We start from the raw sequence: 23431 nt of genomic DNA, 5'->3' as shown, positions 1-23431 counted from the left end.
TTAACCTCGCGTCTCGACGCTGGCAGCCAGGATCGCCAGCACCAGTTGCTGGAAGTCCAGGCCGGCCGCGCGGGCCGCCATGGGCACCAGGCTATGATCAGTCATGCCGGGTGCGGTGTTGACTTCGAGCAGCCAGAACTGGCCCTGCTCGTCCTGCATCACATCCAACCGCCCCCAGCCTTCGATGCCGATGGCATCGCAGGCGCGCGCGGTCAGGTCGATCAGTTCCTGTTCCTTGACGCTGTCCAGGCCGCACGGAATGCGGTACTGGGTATCGTTGGCGATGTACTTGGCGTCGTAGTCGTAGAACACGTGCGGCGTACCCAGGGCGATCGGCGGCAGCACCTGGCCACGCAGCACCGCAATGGTGAACTCCGGGCCGTGGATCCACTGCTCGACCAGAACCTGGGAATCGTATTTGGCGGCGTCCTGCCAGGCGGCGATCAATTCCTGCTCGCTGTTCACCTTGGCCATGCCGATGCTAGAGCCTTCATGGGCAGGTTTGACGATAAGCGGGAAGCCCAGTTCCGTACTGGCCACCACACAATCGCTTTCGCTGGCCAAAACCGCGTGGCGCGGGGTCGGAATACCCAGGCTCTGCCACACCTGCTTGGTGCGCAGCTTGTCCATGGCCAGGGCCGAAGCGAGGATACCGCTGCCGGTGTAAGGGATGCCCAGGCACTCGAGCAGGCCCTGCATGCTGCCGTCCTCACCGCCACGGCCGTGGAGGATGATGAACGCGCGGTCGATCTTCTCGCGTTGCAGGCGGTCGAGCAGGTCGTCGCCCACATCGATGGCGACGACGTCGACACCGGCGCTGGTCAAGGCTTCGATCACGGCGGCGCCGGACTTGAGCGAGACTTCACGCTCGGCGCTCTTGCCGCCGTAGAGCACCGCGACGCGGCCGAACGCCTTGACGTCCAGGGTCGAGTGCAGTGTGTCGTAGGCGCTGGTCATTTCGACTTCTCCTGCTTGGCGCCAGCGAACAGCGGGCTTTTCATCAATTGCGGGGCAAGGCCACCGACATCACCGGCGCCCTGGCAAAGCAGGATGTCGCCCGCGCGCAGCAGTGGCTGCACCAGCGGGGCGAGCTCGGCGCCACGCTCGATGTAGATCGGGTCCAGCTTGCCGCGCTGACGGATGCTGTGGCACAGCTGACGGCTGTCCGCCCCGGGGATCGGTTCTTCGCCGGCCGGGTAGACCTCCATCAACAGCAACACGTTGGCGTCGCCCAGTACCTGCACGAAGTCGTCGTAGAGGTCGCGGGTGCGGCTGTACCGGTGCGGCTGGTAGACGATGACCAGGCGACGGCTCGGCCAGCCACCGCGCACGGCCTTGATGACTGCGGCGACTTCGGTCGGGTGGTGGCCATAGTCGTCGACCAGCATCACGCTGCCACCGTCGACCGGCAGCTCGCCGTAGACCTGGAAGCGTCGGCCGACACCCTGGAAGCCGGACAGCCCCTGGACGATGGCCTCGTCGCTGATGCCTTCGTCCGTGGCGATAGCAATGGTTGCCAGGGCATTGAGCACATTGTGGTTGCCGGGCATGTTCACCGACACCTCCAGCGGCTCGCAGTCACGGCGCAGCACGGTGAAATGCGTCTGCATGCCCTGCTGGCGCACGTTGATGGCGCGGATATCCGCCTCTTCGCTGAAGCCGTAGGTGACCGTCGGGCGTTTGACCTGCGGCAGGATCTCGCGCACCACCGGGTCGTCCAGGCACATCACCGCCAAACCGTAGAACGGCAGGTTGTGCAGGAACTCGACGAAGGTTTTCTTCAGTTTGTTGAAGTCGCCTTCGTAGGTCGCCATGTGGTCGGCATCGATGTTGGTGACCACGGCGACCATCGGCTGCAGGTGCAGGAAGCTGGCGTCGCTCTCGTCCGCTTCGGCGATCAGGTAGCGGCTGGTGCCGAGCTGGGCATTGGTGCCGGCCGCGGTCAGGCGCCCACCGATGACGAAGGTCGGGTCCAGGCCACCGGCGGCGAACACCGAGGCCAGCAGGCTGGTGGTGGTGGTCTTGCCGTGGGTACCGGCGACCGCAACGCCGTGGCGGTAGCGCATCAGCTCGGCAAGCATCTCGGCACGCGGCACCACCGGAATACGCCGCTCGAGGGCGGTGGCGACTTCCGGGTTGGCCGGGTTGATCGCGCTGGACACTACCAGCACATCGGCGGCGACTGCGTTCTCGGCACGGTGGCCGACGAAGATCTCGGCGCCAAACGACTCCAGGCGCTCGGTGACCGGCGACGCCTTGAGGTCGGAGCCGGACACTTCATAGCCCAGGTTCAGCAGCACTTCGGCGATGCCGCACATACCGACGCCGCCGATACCGACGAAGTGAATACGGCGGATACGGCCCATCTTCGGCTGGGGAATGGCTTTCTGGCTTTCAACCATGGGCCACCTCCAGGCAGATATCGACCACGGTGCTGGTTGCAGCAGGTTTGGCCAGGCGCCGTGCGGTGCCAGCCATGGTATTGAGTTTCTCGGGTTGCATCAGCACCTCGTTCAGGCGTTCAGCGAGCTGCGCTGCGCCAGTTGTCGCTTGTGGCATCAGGAAGGCCGCGCCCTCCCGAGCCAGATATTGGGCGTTGTAGGTCTGGTGGTCGTCGATCGCATGGGGCAACGGCACCAGCATCGAAGGCAGGCCCGCCGCCGCGAGTTCGCTGACGGTCAGGGCACCGGCCCGGCATACCACCATGTCGGCCCAGCCATAGGCTTGGGCCATGTCCGTGATGAAAGGCTCTACCTGAGCCTCGACGCCGACCTCGTGATAACGCTCGGCGGTGATCGGCGCGTGTTGCTTGCCAGCCTGGTGGAACACCTCTGGCCGCAGCGCCGCAGACACTTCGGACAGGGCCTTAGGCAACAATTTGTTCAATGGTTCCGCACCCAGGCTGCCGCCCATTACCAACAGGCGAGCACGGCGCTCGGAAAGGGGCGCACGTTGTGCATCCATGAACAACTCTGTGCGTACCGGATTGCCGGTGGTACGCAGCTTGTCATTGGCCTGGAACGTGCCCGGGAAAGCTTCGCAGACCCGCGCCGAGAGTGGCACCAGCAGCCGATTGGCGGTACCCGCACGGGCGTTCTGCTCGTGGATCACCAGCGGCACACCGCACAGCCGCGCGGCCACACCGCCGGGCCCGGTCACATAGCCGCCGAAGCCCAGCACACACACCGGCTTGAGCTGACGAATGATGCGCCGTGCCTGCAGCACGGCCTTGACCAGGGTGAACGGCGCCTTGAGCAACGACAGCTTGCCCTTGCCGCGCAGGCCGCTGACCTGGATCAGGTGCAACGGCAGACCGGCCTGGGGCACCAGTTCGTTCTCGATGCCTTTCGGCGTGCCCAGCCAGTGCACGCTGTAACCGCGTGCCTGGAACTCGCGAGCGCAGGCCAGGGCCGGGAACACGTGGCCCCCGGTGCCGCCTGCCATGATCAGTACGTTCTTGCCATCAGCGGCCATGACTGGTCTCCTCGGCAAAATCGCTTTCGTTGAATTCGTGTTCCTCGCTGCCCAGGTGCGTGCGGCTCTCCCACTCGATACGCAGCAGCAACCCCACGCAGGCACAGCAGATCACCAGCGAGCTGCCCCCGTAGCTGAGGAACGGCAAGGTCAGGCCCTTGGTCGGCAGCAGGCCGACGTTCACCCCGATGTTGATCAGGAACTGGCCGATCCACAGGAAGGCCAGGCCGAACGCCATGTAGGCGGCAAAGAACTGCTTGGCTTTTTCGGCCCACAGGCCGATGTAAAGAGCACGCACGGTGACGAAGACGAACAGCGCGATGGTGACCAGCGAGCCGACCACGCCGAGCTCTTCGGCCAGCACCGAGAACACGAAGTCGGTGTGCGCCTCGGGCAGGTAGAACTGCTTCTGCACGCTGTTGCCCAAGCCAACGCCCAGCCACTCACCGCGACCAAAGGCAATCAGCGCCTGGGTCAGCTGGTAGCCCGAACCGAACTGGTCGGACCAGGGGTCGGTAAAGGTGATCAGGCGCGCCATTCGATACGGCTGCGCCTGCACCAGGACAAACACCGCGACCACCGCCAGCACCACCATCAGGCTGAAGCGGAACAACCCCACACCGCCGAGAAACAGCATGGCCGCCGCAGCGCCCATCATCACCACGGTGGCGCCGAAGTCTGGCTCCATCAGCAGCAGGCCGGCCATTGGCAGCAGCACGATGAACGGTTTGAAGAAACCCATCCAGCTCTCGCGCACCTCGGTCTGCCGGCGCACCAGGTAGCCGGCCAGGTAGATGACCACGAAGACCTTGGCAATTTCCGAAGGCTGGACGTTGAAGAAGCTGAAGCCGATCCAGCGCATGGAACCGTTCACTTCGCGGCCGATGCCGGGCACCAGCACCAGCACCAGCAAGCCGAAGGCGCCCAGCAGCATCATGAAGCCCATGCGCTGCCAGGTGGCGATCGGTACCAGCATGGTGGCGCCGCAGGCGAACAGGCCGATGGCCACGTACACCAGGTGGCGGAACATGTGGTAAAGCGGGTTGCCCGACTGCACCGCAGCCACTTCCGAAGAGGCCGAGGTGATCATCACCAGGCCCAGGCCCAGCAATGCCAGGCAACCGGCGAGCATCGCGAAGTCGAGGTCGATGCCACGGCCGCTGATCAGCGGCGACGGGTACGGCTTGAAGATGCCCAGGATCATGCCAGCCCTCCCGCCGCTTGGGCGAACAGCCGCCCGCGTTCTTCAAAGTTCTTGAACATGTCGAGGCTGGCGCAGGCTGGCGACAACAGCACCGCATCGCCCGGCTGAGCCAAGGCGGCGCATTGCTCGACGGCCTCATCCAGGGTCTTGACCCGGACCTGCTGCACACCCTCACCCAGTGCTTCGGCCAGGCGCTCGGCATCACGGCCCAGCAGCACCACTGCACGGCAGAAGCGCGCCACCGGTGCACGCAGCGCTGCGAAATCGGCACCTTTGCCGTCGCCGCCGGCAATCAGCACCAGCTTGCCGGTGATGTCCGCGCCCAGGCCCTCGATGGCGGCCAGCGCGGCCCCCACGTTGGTGGCCTTGGAATCGTCGTACCAGTTGACGCCATTGCGCTCGCGAACCCACTGGCAACGATGGGCCAGGCCGCCAAATTCACGCAGGGCTTCGATCATCGGCGCAAACGGCAAGCCGGCCGCATGGCCGAGGGCCAGGGCCGCGAGGGCGTTGCTCTGGTTGTGCGCGCCACGCACTTTCAGTTCGCGAACCGGCATCAGGTTCTGGAATTCGAAGGCCAGGTACTTCTCGCCATCGACCTCGCGCAGGCCAAAGGCCTTGAAGTCGGGCGGGTTCAGACCAAAGCTCCAGCACGGCCGGCCTTCCACCGGCAATGGCCGGCTCAGGGCGTCCTGGCGGTTCACCACCACCTGGTGGGCGCCCCGGAAGATCCGGTGCTTGGCCAGGTGATAGGCCGGCAGGCCGCTGTAGCGGTCCATGTGGTCTTCGCTGACGTTCAGCACGGTGGCCACTTCGGCATTGAGCTGGTCAGTGGTTTCCAGCTGGAAGCTGGACAGCTCCAGCACATACAGCTCCACCTCATCCCCGAGCAAGTCGAGGGCCGGCGTACCGAGGTTGCCGCCCACGGCCACACGCTTGCCCGCCTTGGCAGCCATTTCCCCGACCAGGGTGGTGACGGTGCTTTTGGCGTTGGAGCCGCTGATGGCGATGATCGGCGCCTTGGCATGGCGGGCGAACAGCTCGATGTCACCCGACAGGGCCACACCGCGCGCCGCAGCCTGCTGCAGCGCCGGGGTGGACAATGCCAGGCCCGGGCTCACGTACAGTTCGTTGGCGCGGCAGAGGAAGTCCACGTCCAGCTCGCCACAGCGCACTTCCACCTGCGGGTAATCACGGCGCAGGGTGTCCAGTTCCGGCGGTTGCTCGCGGGTGTCGGCGACCGCAAAGGCAATGCCCCGGCTCGCCAGGAAGCGAACCAGGGACATGCCGCTCTTGCCGAGACCGACAACGATGCGGAATTGGTCGGAAGCGATCAGTGACACGCTCATCTACCTCAGTTTCAGGGTTGCAAGGCCGACCAGCACCAGAATCACGGTGATGATCCAGAAACGGACGATCACCCGTGGCTCAGGCCAGCCCTTGAGTTCAAAGTGGTGGTGAATCGGCGCCATGCGGAACACGCGCTTGCCGGTCAACTTGAAGGAGGCGACCTGGATCACCACCGACAGGGTTTCCATGACGAATACGCCACCCATGATGAACAGTACGATTTCCTGGCGGACGATCACCGCGATAGTGCCCAGTGCGGCGCCCAGCGCCAGGGCACCGACGTCGCCCATGAAGACCTGGGCCGGGTAAGTGTTGAACCACAGGAAGCCCAGGCCCGCACCGATCAGCGCGCCGCAGAACACGATCAGCTCGCCCGAACCCGGCACATACGGGATCAGCAGGTATTCGGCGAACTTCACGTTGCCCGACAGGTAGCAGAAGATGCCCAGGGCACCGCCCACCATGACCGTTGGCATGATGGCCAGGCCGTCGAGGCCGTCGGTGAGGTTGACCGCGTTGCTCGAACCGACGATCACGAAGTAGGTCAGGACGACGAAGCCGATGCCCAGCGGAATGGTGACATCCTTGATGAACGGCACGATCAGCGTGGTCTCGACGCTGGTCGGGGCGGTCTTGTAAAGGAAGATCGCCGCAGCCAGGCCGAACACCGACTGCCAGAAGTACTTCCAGCGGCTAGGCAAGCCACGGGAGTTCTTCTCGATCACCTTGCGGTAGTCGTCGACCCAACCGATGGCGCCAAACGCCAGGGTGACGATCAGCACGACCCACACGTAGCGGTTGGACAGGTCGGCCCACAGCAGGGTGCTGATCGCGATGGCCGACAGGATCAGCGCGCCGCCCATGGTCGGGGTGCCGGATTTGGACAAGTGCGATTGCGGGCCGTCATTACGGACGGCCTGACCGATCTGGCGAATCTGCAGGGTACGGATCATCCACGGGCCCAGCCACAGCGCCAGCGACAACGCAGTCAGTACACCGAGAATCCCGCGCAGGGACAGGTACTGGAAGACCGCGAAGCCTTTATGGAACTGTTGCAGATACTCAGCCAACAGCAGCAGCATTAATGTTTCTCCCCGCTGGCACCGCACAATGCCGCCACGACGTTTTCCATCGCAGCGCTGCGCGAGCCCTTGATCAAGATAGTGGTGTCACTGGCATTTTCGGCGCGAACCGCGTCGATCAGCTCAGCTTGAGTAGCGAAATGACGGCCATTGGCGCCGAACGCCTTGACCGCGTGTGTCATGTTGGAACCCACAGCGTACAGGGCATCGACCTTGCCACGCGCATAGTCACCCACCTGACGGTGGCCTTCCTCCGCCCATTGACCCAATTCGCCGATATCCCCAAGCACCAGGACGGTGCGTCCGGAAAAGCCGGCGAGTATATCAATGGCCGCGCACATCGAGGTGGGATTTGCGTTGTAACTGTCGTCGATTACCCGCACACCGTTCGGCGCGATCTGCGCCACGGTGCGGCCCTTGACCGGTTGCACGGCATTCAGGCCAGCGGCAATGCCGCTCAGGCTCAGACCGACGGCGTGGGCAGCCGCCGCCGCGGCCAATGCGTTGCTGACGTTGTGCTCGCCCAGGACGTTGAGTTGCACCGCAACCGAGTCCCCGGCGCCATGCAGCGTGAAGGACGGACAGCCACGCGCATCGCGGTCGATGCCAGTGGCGTAGAAGTCGGCGCGGCCATCGTTGCGGGCGAAACTGATGACCCTGTGCGCACCGGCACGCGCCTTCCAGATGGCAAAAGCCTTGTCGTCCAGATTGAGGATGGCCGTGCCGCCCTCGCCCAGGCCTTCGAGGATCTCGCCCTTGGCCTCGACGATTTTCTCCGGGCCGCCGAACTCGCCGACATGGGCAGTACCGGCGTTATTGATGACCACCACGTGCGGCTGGGTCAGGCCGACGGTGTAGCGGATCTCGCCAATGCGCGAAGCGCCCAGCTCGATCACCGCAGCGCTGTGCTCCGGGGCGATTTCCAGCAGGGTCAGCGGGGCACCGAGGTCGTTGTTCAGGTTGCCACGGGTGGCATGCACCAGGCCACGGGTACGCAGGATGCTGGCCAGCATCTCCTTGACCGTGGTCTTGCCGCTGGAACCGGTGATGGCCACGACCGGCTTGTCGAACGCGGCGCGATTCAAGGCCCCCAGTTGCCCCAGCGCGACACGGCAGTCCTTGACCAGCAGCTGTGGCAGGTCGACATCGGCCACTTCACGCTCGACCAGCGCCGCTACGGCACCTTTTTCCTTTACATCGGCCAGGTAATCGTGGCCATCGAAACGCGGGCCTGCCAGGGCGACGAACAGTTGCCCGGCACTGACGCTGCGGCTGTCGATGCTGACGCCGCCGAAGCTGGCGTCGGCACCCACCACGCGAGCACTCAGTGCCGCGGTCAGCTGACTGAGTGTCATGGGCTTAAGCATGTGGAGCCTCCCAGGCTGCAAGTGCCTTCTCGGCTTCGACCAGATCGGAGAAATCGTGGCGCTCGCCACGGATCTCCTGGTAATCCTCATGGCCCTTGCCGGCCAGGACGATAACGTCATCGGCGGCGGCAGTGGCGATCAAGTGGGCAATGGCTTCGCCGCGGCCAGCGACGAACTCGACGTGCTCCGGCTTGGCAAAGCCAGGGCGGATATCGTCGAAGATCCGCAGCGGGTCTTCGCTGCGCGGGTTGTCATCGGTGACCAGCACGCGGTCAGCCAGGCGCTCGGCCACTTCGGCCATCAGCGGGCGCTTGCCACGGTCACGGTCGCCACCGCAGCCGAACAGGCACAGCAACTTGCCGTGTGCGTGCGGGCGCAGGGCCTCGAGTACTTTTTCCAAGGCATCCGGCGTGTGGGCGTAGTCGACCACCACCAGCGGTTTGTCGCCGCCGCCCAGGCGCTGCATGCGGCCAACCGGCCCTTGCAACTGGGGGGTGACCTTGAGGATTTCGTCCAGCGAATAATCCAGTGCCAGCAGCGTTGCCACTGCCGCGAGCATGTTGCTCAGGTTGAAACGGCCAAGCAGTTGGCTGCGCAAGGTGCGCTCACCCTGGGCGCTCACGAGGATTGCGCGCACGCCATCGTCATCGAACGTGGCTTCACGGCAATACAACGAAGCCTCCGGATTCTCCAGGCTATAGCTGAGCAGCCGGGTCTCGATATGATCGGTACTCGGACGACGGGCATAGGCCGCCGCCAGGCGGCGACCAAAGTCGTCATCTAGGTTGACCACCTGGCAACGCAGGCTGCGCCAGGCGAACAGCTTGGCCTTGGCGGCCTCATAGGCCTCCATGCTGCCGTGGTAATCCAGGTGATCGCGGGACAGGTTGGTCATTACCGCGATATCGAACTCCAGCGCAGCGACACGCCCCTGCTCCAAGGCATGCGAGGACACCTCCATCGCCACGGCCTTGGCGCCGCCCTTTTTCAGGTCGTACAGCGTCGACTGCACCGCGATCGGGTCTGGCGTGGTCAGGCGGCCGCTCTGCAGCTCACCATAGAAACCGGTACCCAACGTGCCGATCAGGCCGCAACGCTGGCCCAGCACATCAAGCGCCTGGGCCACCAGTTGCGTGACACTGGTCTTGCCGTTGGTGCCGGTCACCCCGACCAGGTTCAACTGACGGCTTGGCTCGCCATAAAAGCGACCGGCGATATCCGACAGCTGGGCGATCAGCCCCTTGACCGGAATCAGCGGCATCTCGGTGATCGGCAACACGGTCGCGCCCTGCTCTTCATAGGCTACCGCGGCGGCGCCACGGGCCAGTGCGTCGGCGATATGGTCACGGCCATCGACCTTGGCACCCGGCACAGCCAGGAACAGATCACCCGGGCGCACGGCACGGCTATCCAGGGTCAGCTCGCGGATCAGCGGATCGCGGCTGGCGTGGGCGAAAAGCTTGCTCAGTGGCATTGTCATCATCCACGCCCTCCCTTGGCGTCTGCTGCATTGACTTGTGGTTGTGCGGTTGCTGGCGGCGGCAGGTTGTCTGGCGGCACGTTCATCAAACGCAAGGTGCCCGACATGACCTTGCTGAACACAGGCGCCGATACCAGGCCACCGAAGTAGCCGCCCTTGCTCGGTTCATCGATGACCACGACGATCGCGTAACGCGGGTCGCTCATCGGGCCGAAGCCTGCGAACAGCGAGCGGTAGGCGTTCTCGGTGTAGCCCTTGGAGCCAACGGTCGCCTTACGCGCCGTACCCGACTTGCCACCCACGTGATAGAACGGCACCTGGGCACGGAACACCCCGCGCGGCGCCTCGATCACTTGCTGCAGCATGCCCTGGACGGTTTCGGCAGTTTCTTTCGGAATCGCCTGAACGGCCTCGGGTGCCTTGTCCACCTTGAGGATCGACAGCGGCACCATCTTGCCGTCGTTGGCCAGCGCCGCGTAGGCATGCACCAATTGCAACGCAGTCACCGATACGCCATAGCCGTAGGACAGGGTCGCGGTCTCGGCCTTGCGCCACTCACGGTGGTTAGGCAGGTTGCCCACCCGCTCGCCCGGGAAGCCCAGGCCAGTGTATTGCCCCAGGCCGACCTGGGACATGACCCGGTAGATGGCCTCGCCGCCGATATCGAAGGCGATCTTGCTCATGCCGACGTTACTGGAGTTGATCAGGATGCCGGTCAGGTCGAGGATCGGGCCCTCGCTGCGGGAAACGTCCTTGATCGTGTAGCGACCGATCTGCAGGCTGCCCGGGTAGACCTCGACCTTGTCGGTGATCTTCCAGCGCCCGCTCTGCAGCGCCGCGCTCATGGAAATCGGCTTCACGGTCGAGCCGGGTTCGAACACGTCGATGATCGCCCGGTTGCGCATCGCGGCAGGGAACATGCTGCGGCGGTTGTTCGGGTTGTAGGTCGGCTGGTTGACCATGGCCAGCACTTCGCCAGTCTTGACGTCCATGATCACCAGGCTGCCGGCCTTGGCTTCCTGTTCGGCGATGGCGTTGCGCAGCTCACGGGTGGCCAGGTATTGCAGGCGCAGGTCTATCGACAACGCCAAGGTCTTACCGGCCTTGGCGTTTTTGGTTACCTGAATGTCCTTGATCAGCCGGCCACGCCGGTCCTTGATCACCTGTCGCTTGCCGGGCACGCCGGCCAGCCATTCGTCATAGGCCAGCTCTACCCCTTCACGCCCGTGGTCATCGAGGTCGGTGAAGCCGACCATGTGCGCGGTGACATCACCGGCGGGATAGAAGCGGCGGAACTCTTCCAGGCCATAGACACCCGGCACTTTCAGGTCGAGCACATGCTGGCCCTGCTCCGGGGTCAGGCCGCGGACCAGGTAGATGAATTCTTTGCTGGCCTGCTGGGTCAGGCGCTCGGTCAGTTGCTGGGGGTTCTGCCCAAGGGCGGCTGCCAGTTGCGGCCAGCGTTCTTTGGACGCCTGCATTTCCTTGGGGTTGGCCCACAAGGTGGTAACCGGGGTGCTGACCGCCAGCGGCTCACCGTTGCGGTCAGTGATCAGGCCACGGTGCGCCGGGATGGGAATATGGCGCAGGCTGCGCGCATCGCCCTGCCCCTTGAGGAAGTCACGGTCGACCACCTGCAGGTCGATGATGCGCCAGCAGATGGCACCGACCATCAACGCCAGCAAGCCGATCACCACCCGGAAGCGCCAGGGGTAGAGTGCGCCTTCGAGCTTCATCATGGCGCCACCATCCGCACTTCGTCGGCTGCGGGCACGCGCATTTTCAGCTGCTCGGACGCCAGGCTCTCGATGCGGCTGGACGCCGTCCAGGTGCTCTGCTCAAGGATCAGACGCCCCCACTCGGCCTGCGCCTTGTCGCGCTCGCTCAACTCGCCGTACAGGGTGTTGAGCAACTGACGGTTCCAGTGGGCGCTGTAAGACACGGCGATGGCCGAAACCAGAACACCGACGAACAGCAGAAGCATCAGGAAGCTTCCGCCTGGCAATGGCTTGGCAAACAGCCTGCTCACCGCAGCTTCTCCGCCACCCGCATCACGGCGCTGCGCGACCGCGGGTTGGCCTTGAGCTCGGCCTCGGAAGCGAACTGCGCCTTGCCGATGAGCTTGATCTTGGGTTCGAAGGCCTTGTGCTGTACCGGCAGGTTGCGCGGCAGGTTGTCTGCCTCGCCCTTGACCAGCTTGCGCATGAACAGCTTGACGATGCGGTCTTCGAGCGAGTGGAAGCTGATGACGACCAGGCGGCCGCCAACTTCCAGCGACTCGAGCGCCGCGTCAAGGCCGGTTTCGAGGTCACCCAGTTCGTTGTTGACGTGGATGCGCAGGCCCTGGAAGGCGCGGGTGGCGGGGTTCTTGCCCTTCTCCCAGGCCGGGTTGGCGACCTTGAGCACTTCGGCAAGGTCGGCGGTACGGGTGAACGGCTGCTTTTCGCGACGTTCCACCACGGCACGCGCCATACGCCCGGAAAAACGCTCCTCGCCGTATTCCTTGAACACGCGGGCGATTTCCTCGACCGGCGCGCTGGCGATGAACTCGGCGGCGCTGACCCCGATACCGGGGTTCATGCGCATGTCCAGCGGGCCGTCATTGAGGAAGCTGAAGCCACGCTCTGGGTCATCCAACTGCGGCGAAGATACCCCCAGGTCGAGCAGCACACCGCTGACCTTGCCGGCCATGCCGCGCTCAGCCACTTCCGCGCCGAGCTCGGCAAAGCTGCGCTGCACAATGACAAAGCGGCCGTCTTCGGCCGCCAGCGCTTGCCCTGTGGCAATCGCTTGTGGGTCTTTGTCGAAGCCCAGCAGCCGCCCTTGCGGCCCAAGCTTGCTGAGAATCAGACGGCTGTGTCCGCCCCGGCCGAAGGTACCGTCCAGATAGCAACCGTCGGCGCGCAGGGCCAATGCCTCGACAGCTTCGTCGAGCAGGACGGTAATGTGGTTGAAGCCGCTATCTATGGTCACAGGATCAGGTCACGCAATTCGTCGGGCATGGCGCCCGGTTGTTGAATAGCTGCAAGGTCGGCTGCCGAAACCGTGTTCCAGGCATCTTCATCCCACAGCTGGAATTTGTTCAGTTGCCCCACCAGCATCGCCTTCTTGTCGAGCTTGGCGTACTCACGCAAACGGGGCGGAACCAGGAAGCGCCCACTGCCATCGAGCTCCAGGTCAACCGCATTGCCGATCAGCAAACGCTGCAGGCGGCGGTTTTCCTCACGCAATGACGGCAAGGCACGCAACTTGGCTTCTATCTGTTCCCACTCATCGAGGGGGTAAACACACAAGCAGGGGTCTACAGCGTCGATGGTCACGATCAGCTGGCCATTGCAACGCGAATCGAGCTCGTCGCGGTACCGGCTCGGCATGGCGAGACGGCCTTTGGCATCGAGGCTGACGGCGTTGGCTCCGCGGAACACGGCTGCGATTCCCCACAATGGTAGCTTTTTTGTGCCAGAAAACCCACTTCATCCCACTTTCTGCCACTTGCGCACACTATAGGAATCCGCCCGCCGCACCGTCAAGGCACGTTCATAAGGAAAAGCCTTACAGGACCGAGATTTAGCGCGATAAAGGAATGTGGAAGGACTTCAGGGAGGAAAAAAACACGAGAAAAATCAAACCCACGCAAGCGAATGGAGTTCGAAGTTAAAGTGATTTATTAAGAGTAAGATTTTTTCGGTATTACCAGAGTGCGCCTGCTATCGATTCAAGCAGGGAGGGAGAGGTGGAGAGTCGATCTGTAAGCCGGGTTTTGTCGAGGACAGTCATTCCTCTACGACGGCCATCACTGGACGCCTCTAGCAACCTACCCGGTTCCGACGCGGGCCACGCCTAATGGAACCCTATTTGGTCTTGCTCCGAGTGGGGTTTACCTAGCCACGAACTGTTGCCAGCCGTGCGGTGCGCTCTTACCGCACCTTTTCACCCTTACCGGCACCGAAGTGCTTAGGCGGTTATTTTCTGTGGCACTTTCCGTAGGCTCGCGCCTCCCAGGCGTTACCTGGCACTCTGCCCTATGGAGCCCGGACTTTCCTCCCCCTGCTGTTTCGCAACAAAAGCTGCGGAACAAAAACAGGCAGCGACTGTCCGATCGACTCTCCGCCGACAAGATTAACGGTACACGCGGTCAAGAACAAGCGATACCGCAAACTATATCAAATGGCCACTACTCTGCTTTCTGTTTTTCCAGGGCAAGTTGATACAACAGGTTCTTGCGTACACCGGTAATTTCCGCCGCAAGTGCCGCCGCCCGTTTGAGCGGCAACTCCGCCAACAGCAAGTCCAGCACCCGCTGCGCTTCGGTACTGATCGCCTGCTCGCCCTCGGGCGCGCTCCAGCCACCGACCAGCACCACGCATTCCCCGCGCTGCTGATTGCTGTCGCCCGCGACAAACGCCCGCAGCTCGGCCAACGGCAAGCCCTTGAGGGTCTCGAAGGTTTTGGTCAGCTCGCGCGCCAGCAGCGCCGGGCGCTCGCCACCGAACACCGCCTCCATGTCCTCCAGGCACTCGAGGATACGGTGAGGGGCCTCGTAGAAGATCAGCGTGCGTGGCTCTTCCTTGACCTGCTCCAGCCGCGCACGGCGCCCCGCCATCTTGGCTGGCAAAAAGCCTTCGAAGATGAAACGGTCAGAGGGCAGGCCCGCCGCCGACAGCGCGGCAATCAGCGCGCATGCACCCGGTACCGGCACCACACTCACCCCCGCCGCCCGCGCCTGACGCACCAGGTGGTAGCCAGGGTCGGAAATCAACGGTGTGCCGGCGTCGGAAACCAGCGCGACATTGTCGCCGGCCAACAACCGGGTCAGGAACCGACCGCCCTCGTCGCGCTCGTTGTGCTCATGGCACGCCGCCAGCGGCGTGTCGATACCGAAATGCTGCAGCAGACGGATCGAGTGGCGCGTGTCCTCGGCCGCGATCAGGGCGACATCCGCCAGCACCTTCAGCGCCCTGGCGCTCATGTCGTCGAGGTTGCCGATGGGCGTTGCGACCACATACAGCGTACCCACGGTGGATTTCGAAGCCCCTGCCACATCAGTCACTGCGCACACCTGTCTTTCGGATCAAAGGCGCCATTGTAGCCCGACCGCCCGTAACAGGGCGCAAAGAACTTCGCAGGCGTTCATCGGCCAGCGACCTATAGTGAAGGATCAGCATCAGCAAGATCGCGCCCCGGCCAGTGCTTGGGTACAATTGCCGGCCAACTTGATCGAGTAACAGGACCTTTACATGATCGCTTGCCTGCGGCTGCTCTCAGCCCTCTGCCTCGCTACCCTGCTGGCAGCCTGCGCCAGCTCGCCCTCATCCAGCCTGGGCGAGCTGCCACGCACCCCGGACGCCAGCATCGAGCAACTGCTCGAAAAGGCCGCCTCCAGCAAGTCTGCGGAAGATGCCGCCCTGCTGCGCCTGAGCGCCGCAGACCTGGCGTACAAGCAGAAGGACTACCCGCGCGCCGCACGCATTCTCGAGCAGGTCCCGATGGACACGCTCAAGCCCGCACAGCAAGTGTTCGCCAGCACCCTTGGCGCCGAGCTGGCCATGAGCCGCAACCAGCCCAAGGCGGCCCTCACCGCCCTGTCGCACCCTAGCCTGCAGCGTGTCGCCGAGCTGCCGGCAGAACAGCAGGTACGCACCTACAGCGTCCACGCCGCCGCCCTCGAAGCCGACGGCCAGGCCCTGGCCGCAGCCCAGCAGCGCGTGCTGCTTGCCCCGCTGCTCAGCGGCCAGGCCGCCAGCGCCAACAACGACTCGATCTGGGCGCTGGTCGCCGCGCTGCCGTCAGAACAGCTGCAGCAGCCAGCCAACGACCCGGTACTCGCCGGCTGGACCAGCCTGGCCCTGGCCGTGAAAACCGCCGGCACCCTGGAGCAACAGCAAGCCGCCATCGACACCTGGCGCCAGCAGCACCCGGACCACCCTGCCGCCCAGCAACTGCCGGTGGCGCTGGCCAAGCTCAAGGAGCTGGCCAGCCAGCCATTGACCAAGATTGCCCTGCTGCTGCCCCAGGAAGGCCCATTGGCGGGCGTCGCACGCGCACTGCGTGATGGCTTCATGGCCGCCCACTTCCAGGCTCAGCAGTCTGGCCAGCCGGCCCCCGCCGTGCAGGTATACGACAGCTCCCGCATCACCTCGGTTGACGACTTCTACCGCCAGGCCCAGGCCGATGGCGTGCAACTGGTAGTCGGCCCACTGGAAAAACCCCTGGTGAAAAAGCTCGCTGCCAATGCGCAACTGCCAATCACCACGCTTGCCCTGAACTACGCAGACGCCGGCCAGACAGCCCCGCCGCAGCTCTTCCAGTTCGGCCTCGCTGCCGAGGATGAAGCCCGCGAAGTCTCACGTCGCGCCCGCGCCGACGGCATGGTCCGCGCCGTCGCGCTGGTACCGAGCGGCGAGTGGGGTGACCGTGTGCTCGCCGCCTTCCGCAAAGACTGGGAAAGCAACGGCGGCACCCTGCTCGCCGCCGAACGCATCGCGCAGCCCGTCGCCCTGGCCCAGCAGATTGCCGACCTGTTCCAGCTGCGCCAGAGCGAAGGCCGCGCCAAGAGCCTGCAGAGCACCGTGGGCGGCAACATCGCCGCGCAGCCATCGCGCCGTCAGGACATCGACTTCATCTTCCTCGCCTCGACGCCGCAACAGGCCCAGCAGATCAAGCCGACCCTGAACTTCCAGTACGCCGGCGACGTACCGGTCTATGCCACCTCGAACCTGTACAGCGCCAGCGGTGACGTCAACCAGTACAACGACATGAACGGCATCCGCTTCTGCGAAACACCGTGGCTGCTCGACACCAGCAACAGCCTGCGCCAGCAGGTGGTGCAGCAATGGCCGCAAGCCGCCGGCAGCCTCGGCCGCCTGTACGCCATGGGCGTGGATGCCTACAGCCTGGCACCGCGCCTGGGCCAACTGAAAGCCCTGCCGGACAACCGCGTACAAGGGCTTTCGGGCAGCCTCAGCATGAACGCCAACCAGCGTATCGAGCGCCAGCTGCCTTGGGCCGAGTTCTCTGGCGGCCAGGTCAAGCGCCTGCCAGACACCGCCCGTTGATGCCAGACGCATCGCCCTCCCAGGCCGGTCAGGCAGCCGAAAACCAAGCCCTTGAGTTCCTTCAAGGGCAAGGCCTCAGGCTGCTGACGCGCAATTGGCGATGCAAAGGCGGTGAGCTTGATCTGGTCATGCTCGACGCCGATACAGTAGTATTCGTCGAAGTCCGCTACCGGTTGCACGCGAGCTTCGGTGGCGCCCTCGGCAGCATCGACGGGCGCAAGCAGAAACGGCTGGTGCTGGCTGCCAGCCTTTTCCTGCAAAAGGAGCCGCGCTGGGCCGCACAACCCTGCCGCTTCGACGTTGTCGCCCTGCAGGGCAGCCACCATGCAGGCAGACCGCTTCAATGGCTGAAAAACGCCTTCGAATGCTGAACCCACTTCGTATTTTTTGCTCTATGTTTCGCGGGCTGGTCTTTGTTGCGCGCCGCGCCGGCCACCGCCCCACTTAAGGTCACCAGATGGACATGCAATCCCGAATTCGCCGGCTGTTCCAGGCCAGCATCGATACCAAGCAACAGGCAATGGACATCCTGGCACCGCACATCGAGCAGGCCAGCCTGGTCATGGTCAATGCGCTTCTCAACGAGGGCAAGATGCTCGCTTGCGGCAACGGCGGCTCGGCCGGCGATGCCCAGCACTTCTCGTCGGAGCTGCTCAACCGCTTCGAGCGCGAGCGCCCGAGCCTGCCGGCCATAGCACTGACCACCGACAGCTCGACGCTGACCTCGATCGCCAATGACTACAGCTACAACGAAGTCTTTTCCAAGCAGATCCGCGCCCTGGGCCAGCCCGGCGATGTGCTGCTGGCGATTTCCACCAGCGGCAACTCGGCCAACGTGATTCAAGCGATCCAGGCCGCACATGATCGCGAAATGATTGTCGTAGCATTGACCGGGCGTGACGGCGGCGGCATGGCTTCGCTGCTGCTGCCCGAGGACGTGGAAATCCGCGTGCCTTCGACGGTCACCGCACGTATCCAGGAAGTCCACCTGCTGGCGATCCACTGCCTGTGCGATCTGATCGACAGCCAATTGTTCGGGAGTGAAGAATGACCCCTATGCGCCTCGGCCTGATGGCCCTGACCCTGTGCCTGAGCGTCACCGGCTGCAGCTCGGTGCTGACCTCGACCCGTAACTCGCCGATCGAGGACGATCGCGGCACGCGCACCATCGGCAGCAAGATCGATGACTCGCTGATCGAAACCAAGGCTGCGGTCAATATTTCCAAAGCCAGCCCAGACCTCGACAAGGGCTCGCACATCGTTGTCAGCAGCTACAACGGCATCGTCCTGCTTGCCGGCCAGACCCCTCGCGCCGAGCTCAAGAGCCTGGCCGAGCAAACGGCTGGCCAGGTGCAGCGCGTGAAGAAGGTGCACAACGAACTGCAGGTGATGCAGCCCTCCTCCATCCTGGCGCGCAACAACGACGCCTGGCTGACCACCAAGATCAAGACGCAGATGCTGACTGACAACGCCGTGCCAAGCTCGCGCATCAAGGTGATTACCGAGAACGGTATCGTCTACCTGCTCGGCCTGGTGACCCAACAGGAGGCCAATGCTGCCACCGGCGTGGTACAGGGCGTGTCGGGCGTGCAGAAGATCGTCAAACTGTTCGAGTACATCGACTGATTGACGGGCTGCCTGAACCGACCTCTTCGCGGTTGACCCGCGAAGGGCCGGCACAGGCAGCAACGTTGCTCCAATCCTTCCAGATACCCAGGAAACACCGCATGAAAAAGCTTTTGCTGCCTGCCCTGCTGTTTGGCACCTTCGCCACCCTGGCTGGCTGCTCCACCCCAAGCCTGATCACCCTCAACGACGGCCGTGAAATGCAGGCTGTCGACGCTCCGAAGTTCGAAAAGGACTCCGGTTTCTACGAGTTCCAGCAACTCGACGGCAAACGCACCCGCATCAACAAAGACCAGGTACGCACCATCAGCGACCTGTAATCGCAGGCGCGCTGCAAATAAAAAGGCGATCCGGTTGGATCGCCTTTTTTGTTACTTGACCACTTTCAGGCTTGGCCGCCCCGTCGGGCGCGGCGGCTGGCCACCGCCTTCTGGCGGGCCATCATCATCCGGCTCGACATCGTCGTCTTCAAGCTCCTCGCCTTCCATCAGCGACGGCTCCAACTCGAAGACCATGCCCTGGCCGTTCTCACGGGCGTAGATACCGAGGATCGCGCCAATCGGCACGTACAGCGTGTGGGCAACACCACCGAAGCGGCCTTCGAAGCTCACTGCCTCGTTATCCATGTGCAGGCTGCGCACGGCACTGGGCGAGATATTCAGGACAATCTGACCATCACTGGCAAAACCTTGAGGCACCTGGACTGCCGGATACTCGGCATTGACCAGCATATGGGGCGTGCAATCGTTGTCGACGATCCACTCATACAGTGCTCGAACCAGATAGGGGCGACTGGAGTTCATCAACAGCTCCTTAAAGCTTGCGCATTTCACGTTCAACGGAGGACAGGCTCGCCAGGAAAGGCTCGCGGGCGAACTGTCGCTCCATGTAATCCAGCAGCGGCTTGGCTTGCCGCGGCAATTCGATACCCATTACCGGCAAACGCCAGAGTATGGGCAATAGACAACAGTCGACCAGGCTTTGCTCATCACTCATGAAGCAGGCGAACTCACCGAACAGCGGCGAGACCCCCGTCAGACTCTCACGCAACGCCTTGCGCGCTTCGGCGCGGGCAGCATCGCTGTTGCGCACGTCGAGCACCGTATCGGCCAGGGCACACCAGTCACGCTGGATGCGATGCATGAGCAGGCGGCTGTTGCCACGCGCCACAGGGTACACCGGCATCAAGGGCGGATGCGGATAACGCTCTTCGAGGTACTCCATCACCACGGTCGACTCATACAACGCCAGGTCGCGGTCGACCAGGGTCGGCACGCTCGCATAGGGGTTAACCTCGACCAGCTTGGGCGGCAGGCGGCCAGGGTCGACGTCGATGATCTGCACACTGATGCCTTTCTCGGCAAGCACGAGGCGTACCCGATGAGAATAGTGATCAGTGGGGTCGGAATAGCAGGCTAACCTGTTGGTTGCGCCCATGTAGCGCCTCCTCGTACGGGATGCTCGTAACACTCAAAATGAAAACGCGCCCGGGGCACCCTGGCAAACCTGCCAGAGCCCCCCGGGCGCGTTCAACTACCAGAAATTACTGCGTGATCAGTGCACGTCCTTCCAGTATTCACGCTTGAGCAAATAGGCGAATACGAAGAAGAAAGCCAGGTACAGCAACACGTAGGTACCGATGCGCTGGCTTTCCAGTTTGACCGGGTTGGCCGAATAGGCCAGGAAGGTCACCAGGTTCTTGACCTTCTCGTCGAACTGCTCGGTCGTCAGGGTACCGGAATTCGGCGTGATGGTCAGCTGGTCACACGCTTCATGGGTCAGCGGGCTGCCCGTCAGCGGGTCAAACTGCTTCTTGCCATCGACTACGCTCTGTACCTGCTTGCAGCCAACCACCTGGTTGCCCTGTAGGCCAACCAGCACGTTGGGCATGCCAACGTTAGGGAACACCTTGTTGTTCACCCCATAAGGGCGCGACGGGTCCTCATAGAAGCTGCGCAGGTAAGTGTACAGCCAGTCTGTGCCACGCACCCGGGCAACCAGGGTCAGGTCGGGCGGCGCAGCGCCGAACCAGGTCTTGGCGTCGTTGGGGCGCATGCCGATCTGCATGTGGTCGCCGATCTTGGCACCGGTGAAGACCAGATTCTCGAGCATCAGCTCGTGCGGGATACCCAGGTCGTCGGCCACCCGCTCGTAGCGCTGGAACTTGGCACTGTGGCAACCCATGCAATAGTTGGCAAAGGTACGCGCGCCATCCTGCATGGCTGCCTTGTCGGTCAGGTCGATGTCGACCTTGTCCAGCTCCAGGCCTTGTTCTGCGGCGAAGGAAAAGGCAGGCATAACGGCCAGCAAAAATACTGCAATCAACTTTTTCATCAGCCAGTCACCCTTTCCGGAACCGGTTTGGTCTTCTCGAGCCTTGTGTAGAACGGCATCAGCAGGAAGTAGGCGAAGTACAACACCGTGCACACCTGCGACAGCAAGGTGCGGCCAGGCGTCGGCGCCAGCACGCCCAACACACCGAGGATGACGAAGGACACGCAGAACACCAGCAGGAAGAGCTTGCTGATCCAGCCCTTGTAGCGCATGGAGCGCACCGGGCTGCGGTCGAGCCAAGGCAGCACGAACAACACGGCGATCGCGGCCCCCATGGCGATTACGCCCATCAGTTTGTCAGGCACCGCACGCAAGATCGCGTAGAACGGCGTGAAGTACCACACCGGTGCGATGTGCTCCGGCGTCTTGAACGCGTTCGCCTGCTCGAAGTTCGGTTTTTCCAGGAAGTAACCGCCCATTTCCGGGAAGAAGAACACCACGGCACAGAACACGAAGAGGAACACCACCACGCCGACAATGTCCTTGACGGTGTAGTACGGGTGGAACGGGATACCGTCCAGCGGAATACCGTTTTCGTCCTTTTTCTTCTTGATGTCGACGCCATCGGGGTTGTTCGAACCCACTTCGTGCAAGGCCAGGATGTGCAGCACCACCAGGCCAAGGATGACGATCGGCAGGGCAACCACATGCAGGGCGAAGAAGCGGTTCAGGGTGATGCCGGAGATCAGGTAGTCACCGCGAATCCACTGGGTGAGGTCATCGCCGATCACCGGGATGGCGCCGAACAGCGAGATGATCACCTGGGCCCCCCAGTACGACATCTGCCCCCACGGCAGCAGATAACCCATGAAGGCCTCTGCCATCAGCGCCAGGTAGATCAGCATGCCGAACAGCCAGACCAGCTCACGCGGCTTCTGATAGGAGCCATAGAGCAGGCCGCGGAACATGTGCAGGTAGACCACGATGAAGAACGCCGAAGCACCGGTGGAGTGCAGGTAGCGCAGGATCCAGCCATATTCGACGTCACGCATGATGTACTCGACCGAGGCGAAGGCCTCTTCCGCCGAGGGCGTGAAGCTCATGGTCAGCCACACACCGGTCACGATCTGATTGACCAGCACCAGCAACGCCAGGGAGCCGAAGAAATACAGGAAGTTGAAGTTCTTGGGCGCGTAATACTTGCTCAGGTGGTCTTCCCACATCTTGGTGGCGGGGAAGCGCGCATCAATCCAGTCCATGAACTTGCTCATCATGCGTTCTCCTGATCGACGCCGATGACAATGATGTCGTCCGACTCATAAGAGTGCGGGGGCACTGGCAGGTTGAGAGGCGCCGGCTGCGACTTGTAGACACGGCCAGCCAGGTCGTAGTGTGAACCGTGGCAAGGGCAGAAATAGCCACCCACCCATTTCGGACCGAGGTCGGCGGGCGCCACTTCCGGACGGAACGTCGGCGAGCAACCCAGGTGGGTACACAGGCCGACGAGAATGAGTATTTCCGGTTTGATCGAGCGAACCTGCGGGTCGACGTAGGTCGGCTGCACCGAGGCCTTCGACTCGGGGTCGGACAGGTCTGCGGTGATTTTCTTGAGGTTCCCGAGAATTTCTTCCGTTCGCCGTACGATGAACACAGGCTGGCCACGCCACTCGGCCACCATCTGCTGCCCGGCCTCGACCTTGGCAATATTGACCTTCACCGGTGCACCTGCGGCTTTCGCCTTGGCACTGGGAAACCATGACCCCACGAACGGTACCGCAGCCCCCACTGCCCCCGCTGCCCCGACCACAGAGGTCGCGGCTACGAGGAAGCGGCGCCGGCCTGCGTTGACGCCGTCATTACTCATTCAGTCCTCTCCCATCAGCTTGCTTGGCCTGTTGAATCAGGCCTGTACTTAGGTAATGTCTGTGGCACTAAAAATTGGCCGCCATGGTAAGAAACAAATCCACACACTGACAAGGTGATTACCCGCTTACGGGCTACAACCCTCGCTTTGCTTGATCTGCGTCTATGCGGTAAGCCGTCACGGACATGCTGACAGGTTAGTTCAAGACATAAAAAAAGCCCGGTTCCAAAGGAACCGGGCTTTTTCGACTGCCGAAGCGGTATTAACGCTTGGAGTACTGAGGACGCTTACGCGCTTTACGCAGACCCACTTTCTTACGCTCAACTTCACGAGCGTCGCGGGTGACGTAGCCAGCACGACGCAGAGCGGCACGCAGGGTTTCGTCGTATTGCATCAGAGCGCGGGTGATACCGTGACGGATCGCACCGGCTTGACCACTGACACCACCACCAGCAACGGTGACGTAGATGTCGAACTTCTCAACAGTCTCGGTCAGTTCCAGCGGCTGGCGAACAACCATGCGAGCGGTTTCGCGGCCGAAGAACACGTCCAGAGAACGGTTGTTGATGGAGATGTTACCAGTACCCGGACGCAGGAAAACGCGAGCGGTTGCGGTCTTGCGACGGCCAGTGCCGTAATTTTGAGTCGCCGACAT

The 23431-nt window shown here is 63.0% G+C and carries 24 protein-coding genes and 1 other RNA gene; 5 read left to right on the top strand and 20 right to left on the bottom strand.

All coding sequences use genetic code 11. The annotated features are described in order from the left end of the window. The 14 genes from HU770_RS06965 to rsmI form a co-directional block, all read right to left on the bottom strand. On the bottom strand, positions 1-957 hold the full coding sequence (locus tag HU770_RS06965; RefSeq protein WP_186659699.1) for a D-alanine--D-alanine ligase: 957 nt from the start codon (positions 955-957) through the stop codon (positions 1-3). Continuing rightward, positions 954-2402 carry a UDP-N-acetylmuramate--L-alanine ligase gene (gene murC / locus HU770_RS06960; protein WP_033702833.1) on the bottom strand — a complete coding sequence of 483 codons (1449 nt, stop codon included), beginning with the start codon at positions 2400-2402 and terminating at the stop codon, positions 954-956. Before murC ends, HU770_RS06965 begins: the two co-directional genes overlap by 4 nt. Further along, positions 2395-3474 carry an undecaprenyldiphospho-muramoylpentapeptide beta-N-acetylglucosaminyltransferase gene (murG, locus tag HU770_RS06955; RefSeq protein WP_033702834.1) on the bottom strand — a complete coding sequence of 360 codons (1080 nt, stop codon included), beginning with the start codon at positions 3472-3474 and terminating at the stop codon, positions 2395-2397. The genes murC and murG overlap by 8 nt, the downstream gene beginning before the upstream one ends. Continuing rightward, positions 3464-4675 (bottom strand): putative lipid II flippase FtsW, encoded by a 1212-nt coding sequence (gene ftsW / locus HU770_RS06950; RefSeq protein WP_177326488.1) that lies wholly within the window; start codon positions 4673-4675, stop codon positions 3464-3466. The genes murG and ftsW overlap by 11 nt, the downstream gene beginning before the upstream one ends. Further along, the gene (gene murD, locus HU770_RS06945) at positions 4675-6021 is read right to left on the bottom strand and encodes a UDP-N-acetylmuramoyl-L-alanine--D-glutamate ligase (RefSeq protein ID WP_186659701.1); all 1347 of its coding nucleotides are present in this window, start codon (positions 6019-6021) and stop codon (positions 4675-4677) included. The genes ftsW and murD overlap by 1 nt, the downstream gene beginning before the upstream one ends. A gap of 6 nt (positions 6022-6027) precedes the next feature. Beyond that, a complete protein-coding gene (gene mraY / locus HU770_RS06940; RefSeq protein WP_033702836.1) occupies positions 6028-7110 on the bottom strand; it encodes a phospho-N-acetylmuramoyl-pentapeptide-transferase in 1083 nt (360 codons plus the stop codon). Next, on the bottom strand, positions 7110-8477 hold the full coding sequence (gene murF, locus HU770_RS06935) for a UDP-N-acetylmuramoyl-tripeptide--D-alanyl-D-alanine ligase (RefSeq protein ID WP_186663373.1): 1368 nt from the start codon (positions 8475-8477) through the stop codon (positions 7110-7112). Before murF ends, mraY begins: the two co-directional genes overlap by 1 nt. Further along, entirely contained in the window at positions 8470-9960 is a 1491-nt protein-coding gene (locus HU770_RS06930; protein ID WP_186659704.1) for a UDP-N-acetylmuramoyl-L-alanyl-D-glutamate--2,6-diaminopimelate ligase, read from the bottom strand. Before HU770_RS06930 ends, murF begins: the two co-directional genes overlap by 8 nt. Beyond that, positions 9957-11693, bottom strand: a complete 1737-nt coding sequence (locus HU770_RS06925) for a penicillin-binding protein 2 (RefSeq protein ID WP_162181164.1) — start codon at positions 11691-11693, stop codon at positions 9957-9959. Before HU770_RS06925 ends, HU770_RS06930 begins: the two co-directional genes overlap by 4 nt. Next, positions 11693-11986 carry a cell division protein FtsL gene (ftsL, locus tag HU770_RS06920; RefSeq protein WP_033702839.1) on the bottom strand — a complete coding sequence of 98 codons (294 nt, stop codon included), beginning with the start codon at positions 11984-11986 and terminating at the stop codon, positions 11693-11695. Before ftsL ends, HU770_RS06925 begins: the two co-directional genes overlap by 1 nt. Then, positions 11983-12924, bottom strand: a complete 942-nt coding sequence (rsmH, locus tag HU770_RS06915; RefSeq protein ID WP_177326487.1) for a 16S rRNA (cytosine(1402)-N(4))-methyltransferase RsmH — start codon at positions 12922-12924, stop codon at positions 11983-11985. The genes ftsL and rsmH overlap by 4 nt, the downstream gene beginning before the upstream one ends. Before the next feature lie 2 nt (positions 12925-12926). Then, positions 12927-13382, bottom strand: a complete 456-nt coding sequence (gene mraZ / locus HU770_RS06910; RefSeq protein ID WP_019439042.1) for a division/cell wall cluster transcriptional repressor MraZ — start codon at positions 13380-13382, stop codon at positions 12927-12929. Between the two features lie 308 nt (positions 13383-13690). Then, an RNA gene (gene rnpB, locus HU770_RS06905) (RNase P RNA component class A) lies at positions 13691-14064 on the bottom strand. Between the two features lie 67 nt (positions 14065-14131). Further along, positions 14132-15007 carry a 16S rRNA (cytidine(1402)-2'-O)-methyltransferase gene (rsmI, locus tag HU770_RS06900; protein ID WP_186663371.1) on the bottom strand — a complete coding sequence of 292 codons (876 nt, stop codon included), beginning with the start codon at positions 15005-15007 and terminating at the stop codon, positions 14132-14134. A gap of 187 nt (positions 15008-15194) precedes the next feature. On the opposite strand from rsmI, the gene HU770_RS06895 reads away from it, so the two are divergent. The 5 genes from HU770_RS06895 to HU770_RS06875 all read left to right on the top strand — a co-directional run bounded on the left by HU770_RS06895 (position 15195) and on the right by HU770_RS06875 (position 18958). After that, positions 15195-17012: a penicillin-binding protein activator gene (locus tag HU770_RS06895; protein ID WP_186659708.1), complete on the top strand. Its 1818-nt coding sequence runs from the start codon at positions 15195-15197 to the stop codon at positions 17010-17012. Beyond that, on the top strand, positions 17012-17383 hold the full coding sequence (locus tag HU770_RS06890) for a YraN family protein (RefSeq protein ID WP_033702843.1): 372 nt from the start codon (positions 17012-17014) through the stop codon (positions 17381-17383). Before HU770_RS06895 ends, HU770_RS06890 begins: the two co-directional genes overlap by 1 nt. 86 nt (positions 17384-17469) lie before the next feature. After that, on the top strand, positions 17470-18063 hold the full coding sequence (locus tag HU770_RS06885; RefSeq protein ID WP_012274070.1) for a phosphoheptose isomerase: 594 nt from the start codon (positions 17470-17472) through the stop codon (positions 18061-18063). Then, positions 18060-18638: a BON domain-containing protein gene (locus HU770_RS06880; protein ID WP_186659710.1), complete on the top strand. Its 579-nt coding sequence runs from the start codon at positions 18060-18062 to the stop codon at positions 18636-18638. Before HU770_RS06885 ends, HU770_RS06880 begins: the two co-directional genes overlap by 4 nt. A 101-nt stretch (positions 18639-18739) precedes the next feature. After that, positions 18740-18958 (top strand): YgdI/YgdR family lipoprotein, encoded by a 219-nt coding sequence (locus tag HU770_RS06875; protein ID WP_047582670.1) that lies wholly within the window; start codon positions 18740-18742, stop codon positions 18956-18958. A gap of 51 nt (positions 18959-19009) precedes the next feature. Here the strand turns inward: HU770_RS06875 and HU770_RS06870 are convergent, their stop codons facing one another. The 6 genes from HU770_RS06870 to rpsI all read right to left on the bottom strand — a co-directional run bounded on the left by HU770_RS06870 (position 19010) and on the right by rpsI (position 23431). After that, positions 19010-19441: a ClpXP protease specificity-enhancing factor gene (locus HU770_RS06870; RefSeq protein ID WP_033702846.1), complete on the bottom strand. Its 432-nt coding sequence runs from the start codon at positions 19439-19441 to the stop codon at positions 19010-19012. Between the two features lie 10 nt (positions 19442-19451). Then, on the bottom strand, positions 19452-20075 hold the full coding sequence (locus tag HU770_RS06865; RefSeq protein ID WP_047582668.1) for a glutathione S-transferase N-terminal domain-containing protein: 624 nt from the start codon (positions 20073-20075) through the stop codon (positions 19452-19454). A 117-nt stretch (positions 20076-20192) separates the two neighbouring features. After that, positions 20193-20972, bottom strand: coding sequence for a cytochrome c1 (locus tag HU770_RS06860; protein ID WP_186663369.1), 780 nt, complete (start codon positions 20970-20972; stop codon positions 20193-20195). Then, positions 20972-22183 carry a cytochrome bc complex cytochrome b subunit gene (locus HU770_RS06855; protein WP_033702849.1) on the bottom strand — a complete coding sequence of 404 codons (1212 nt, stop codon included), beginning with the start codon at positions 22181-22183 and terminating at the stop codon, positions 20972-20974. The genes HU770_RS06860 and HU770_RS06855 overlap by 1 nt, the downstream gene beginning before the upstream one ends. Then, positions 22183-22776, bottom strand: a complete 594-nt coding sequence (gene petA, locus HU770_RS06850; RefSeq protein ID WP_027593998.1) for a ubiquinol-cytochrome c reductase iron-sulfur subunit — start codon at positions 22774-22776, stop codon at positions 22183-22185. Before petA ends, HU770_RS06855 begins: the two co-directional genes overlap by 1 nt. A 262-nt stretch (positions 22777-23038) precedes the next feature. Further along, a complete protein-coding gene (gene rpsI, locus HU770_RS06845) occupies positions 23039-23431 on the bottom strand; it encodes a 30S ribosomal protein S9 (RefSeq protein WP_033702850.1) in 393 nt (130 codons plus the stop codon).

The organism is Pseudomonas sp. SWRI68, assembly GCF_014269165.1.
GTDB classification, from domain to species: domain Bacteria; phylum Pseudomonadota; class Gammaproteobacteria; order Pseudomonadales; family Pseudomonadaceae; genus Aquipseudomonas; species Aquipseudomonas capeferrum.
Note: the sequence above shows the minus strand (reverse complement) of the source record. Positions and strands in the feature narration are given on the sequence as shown.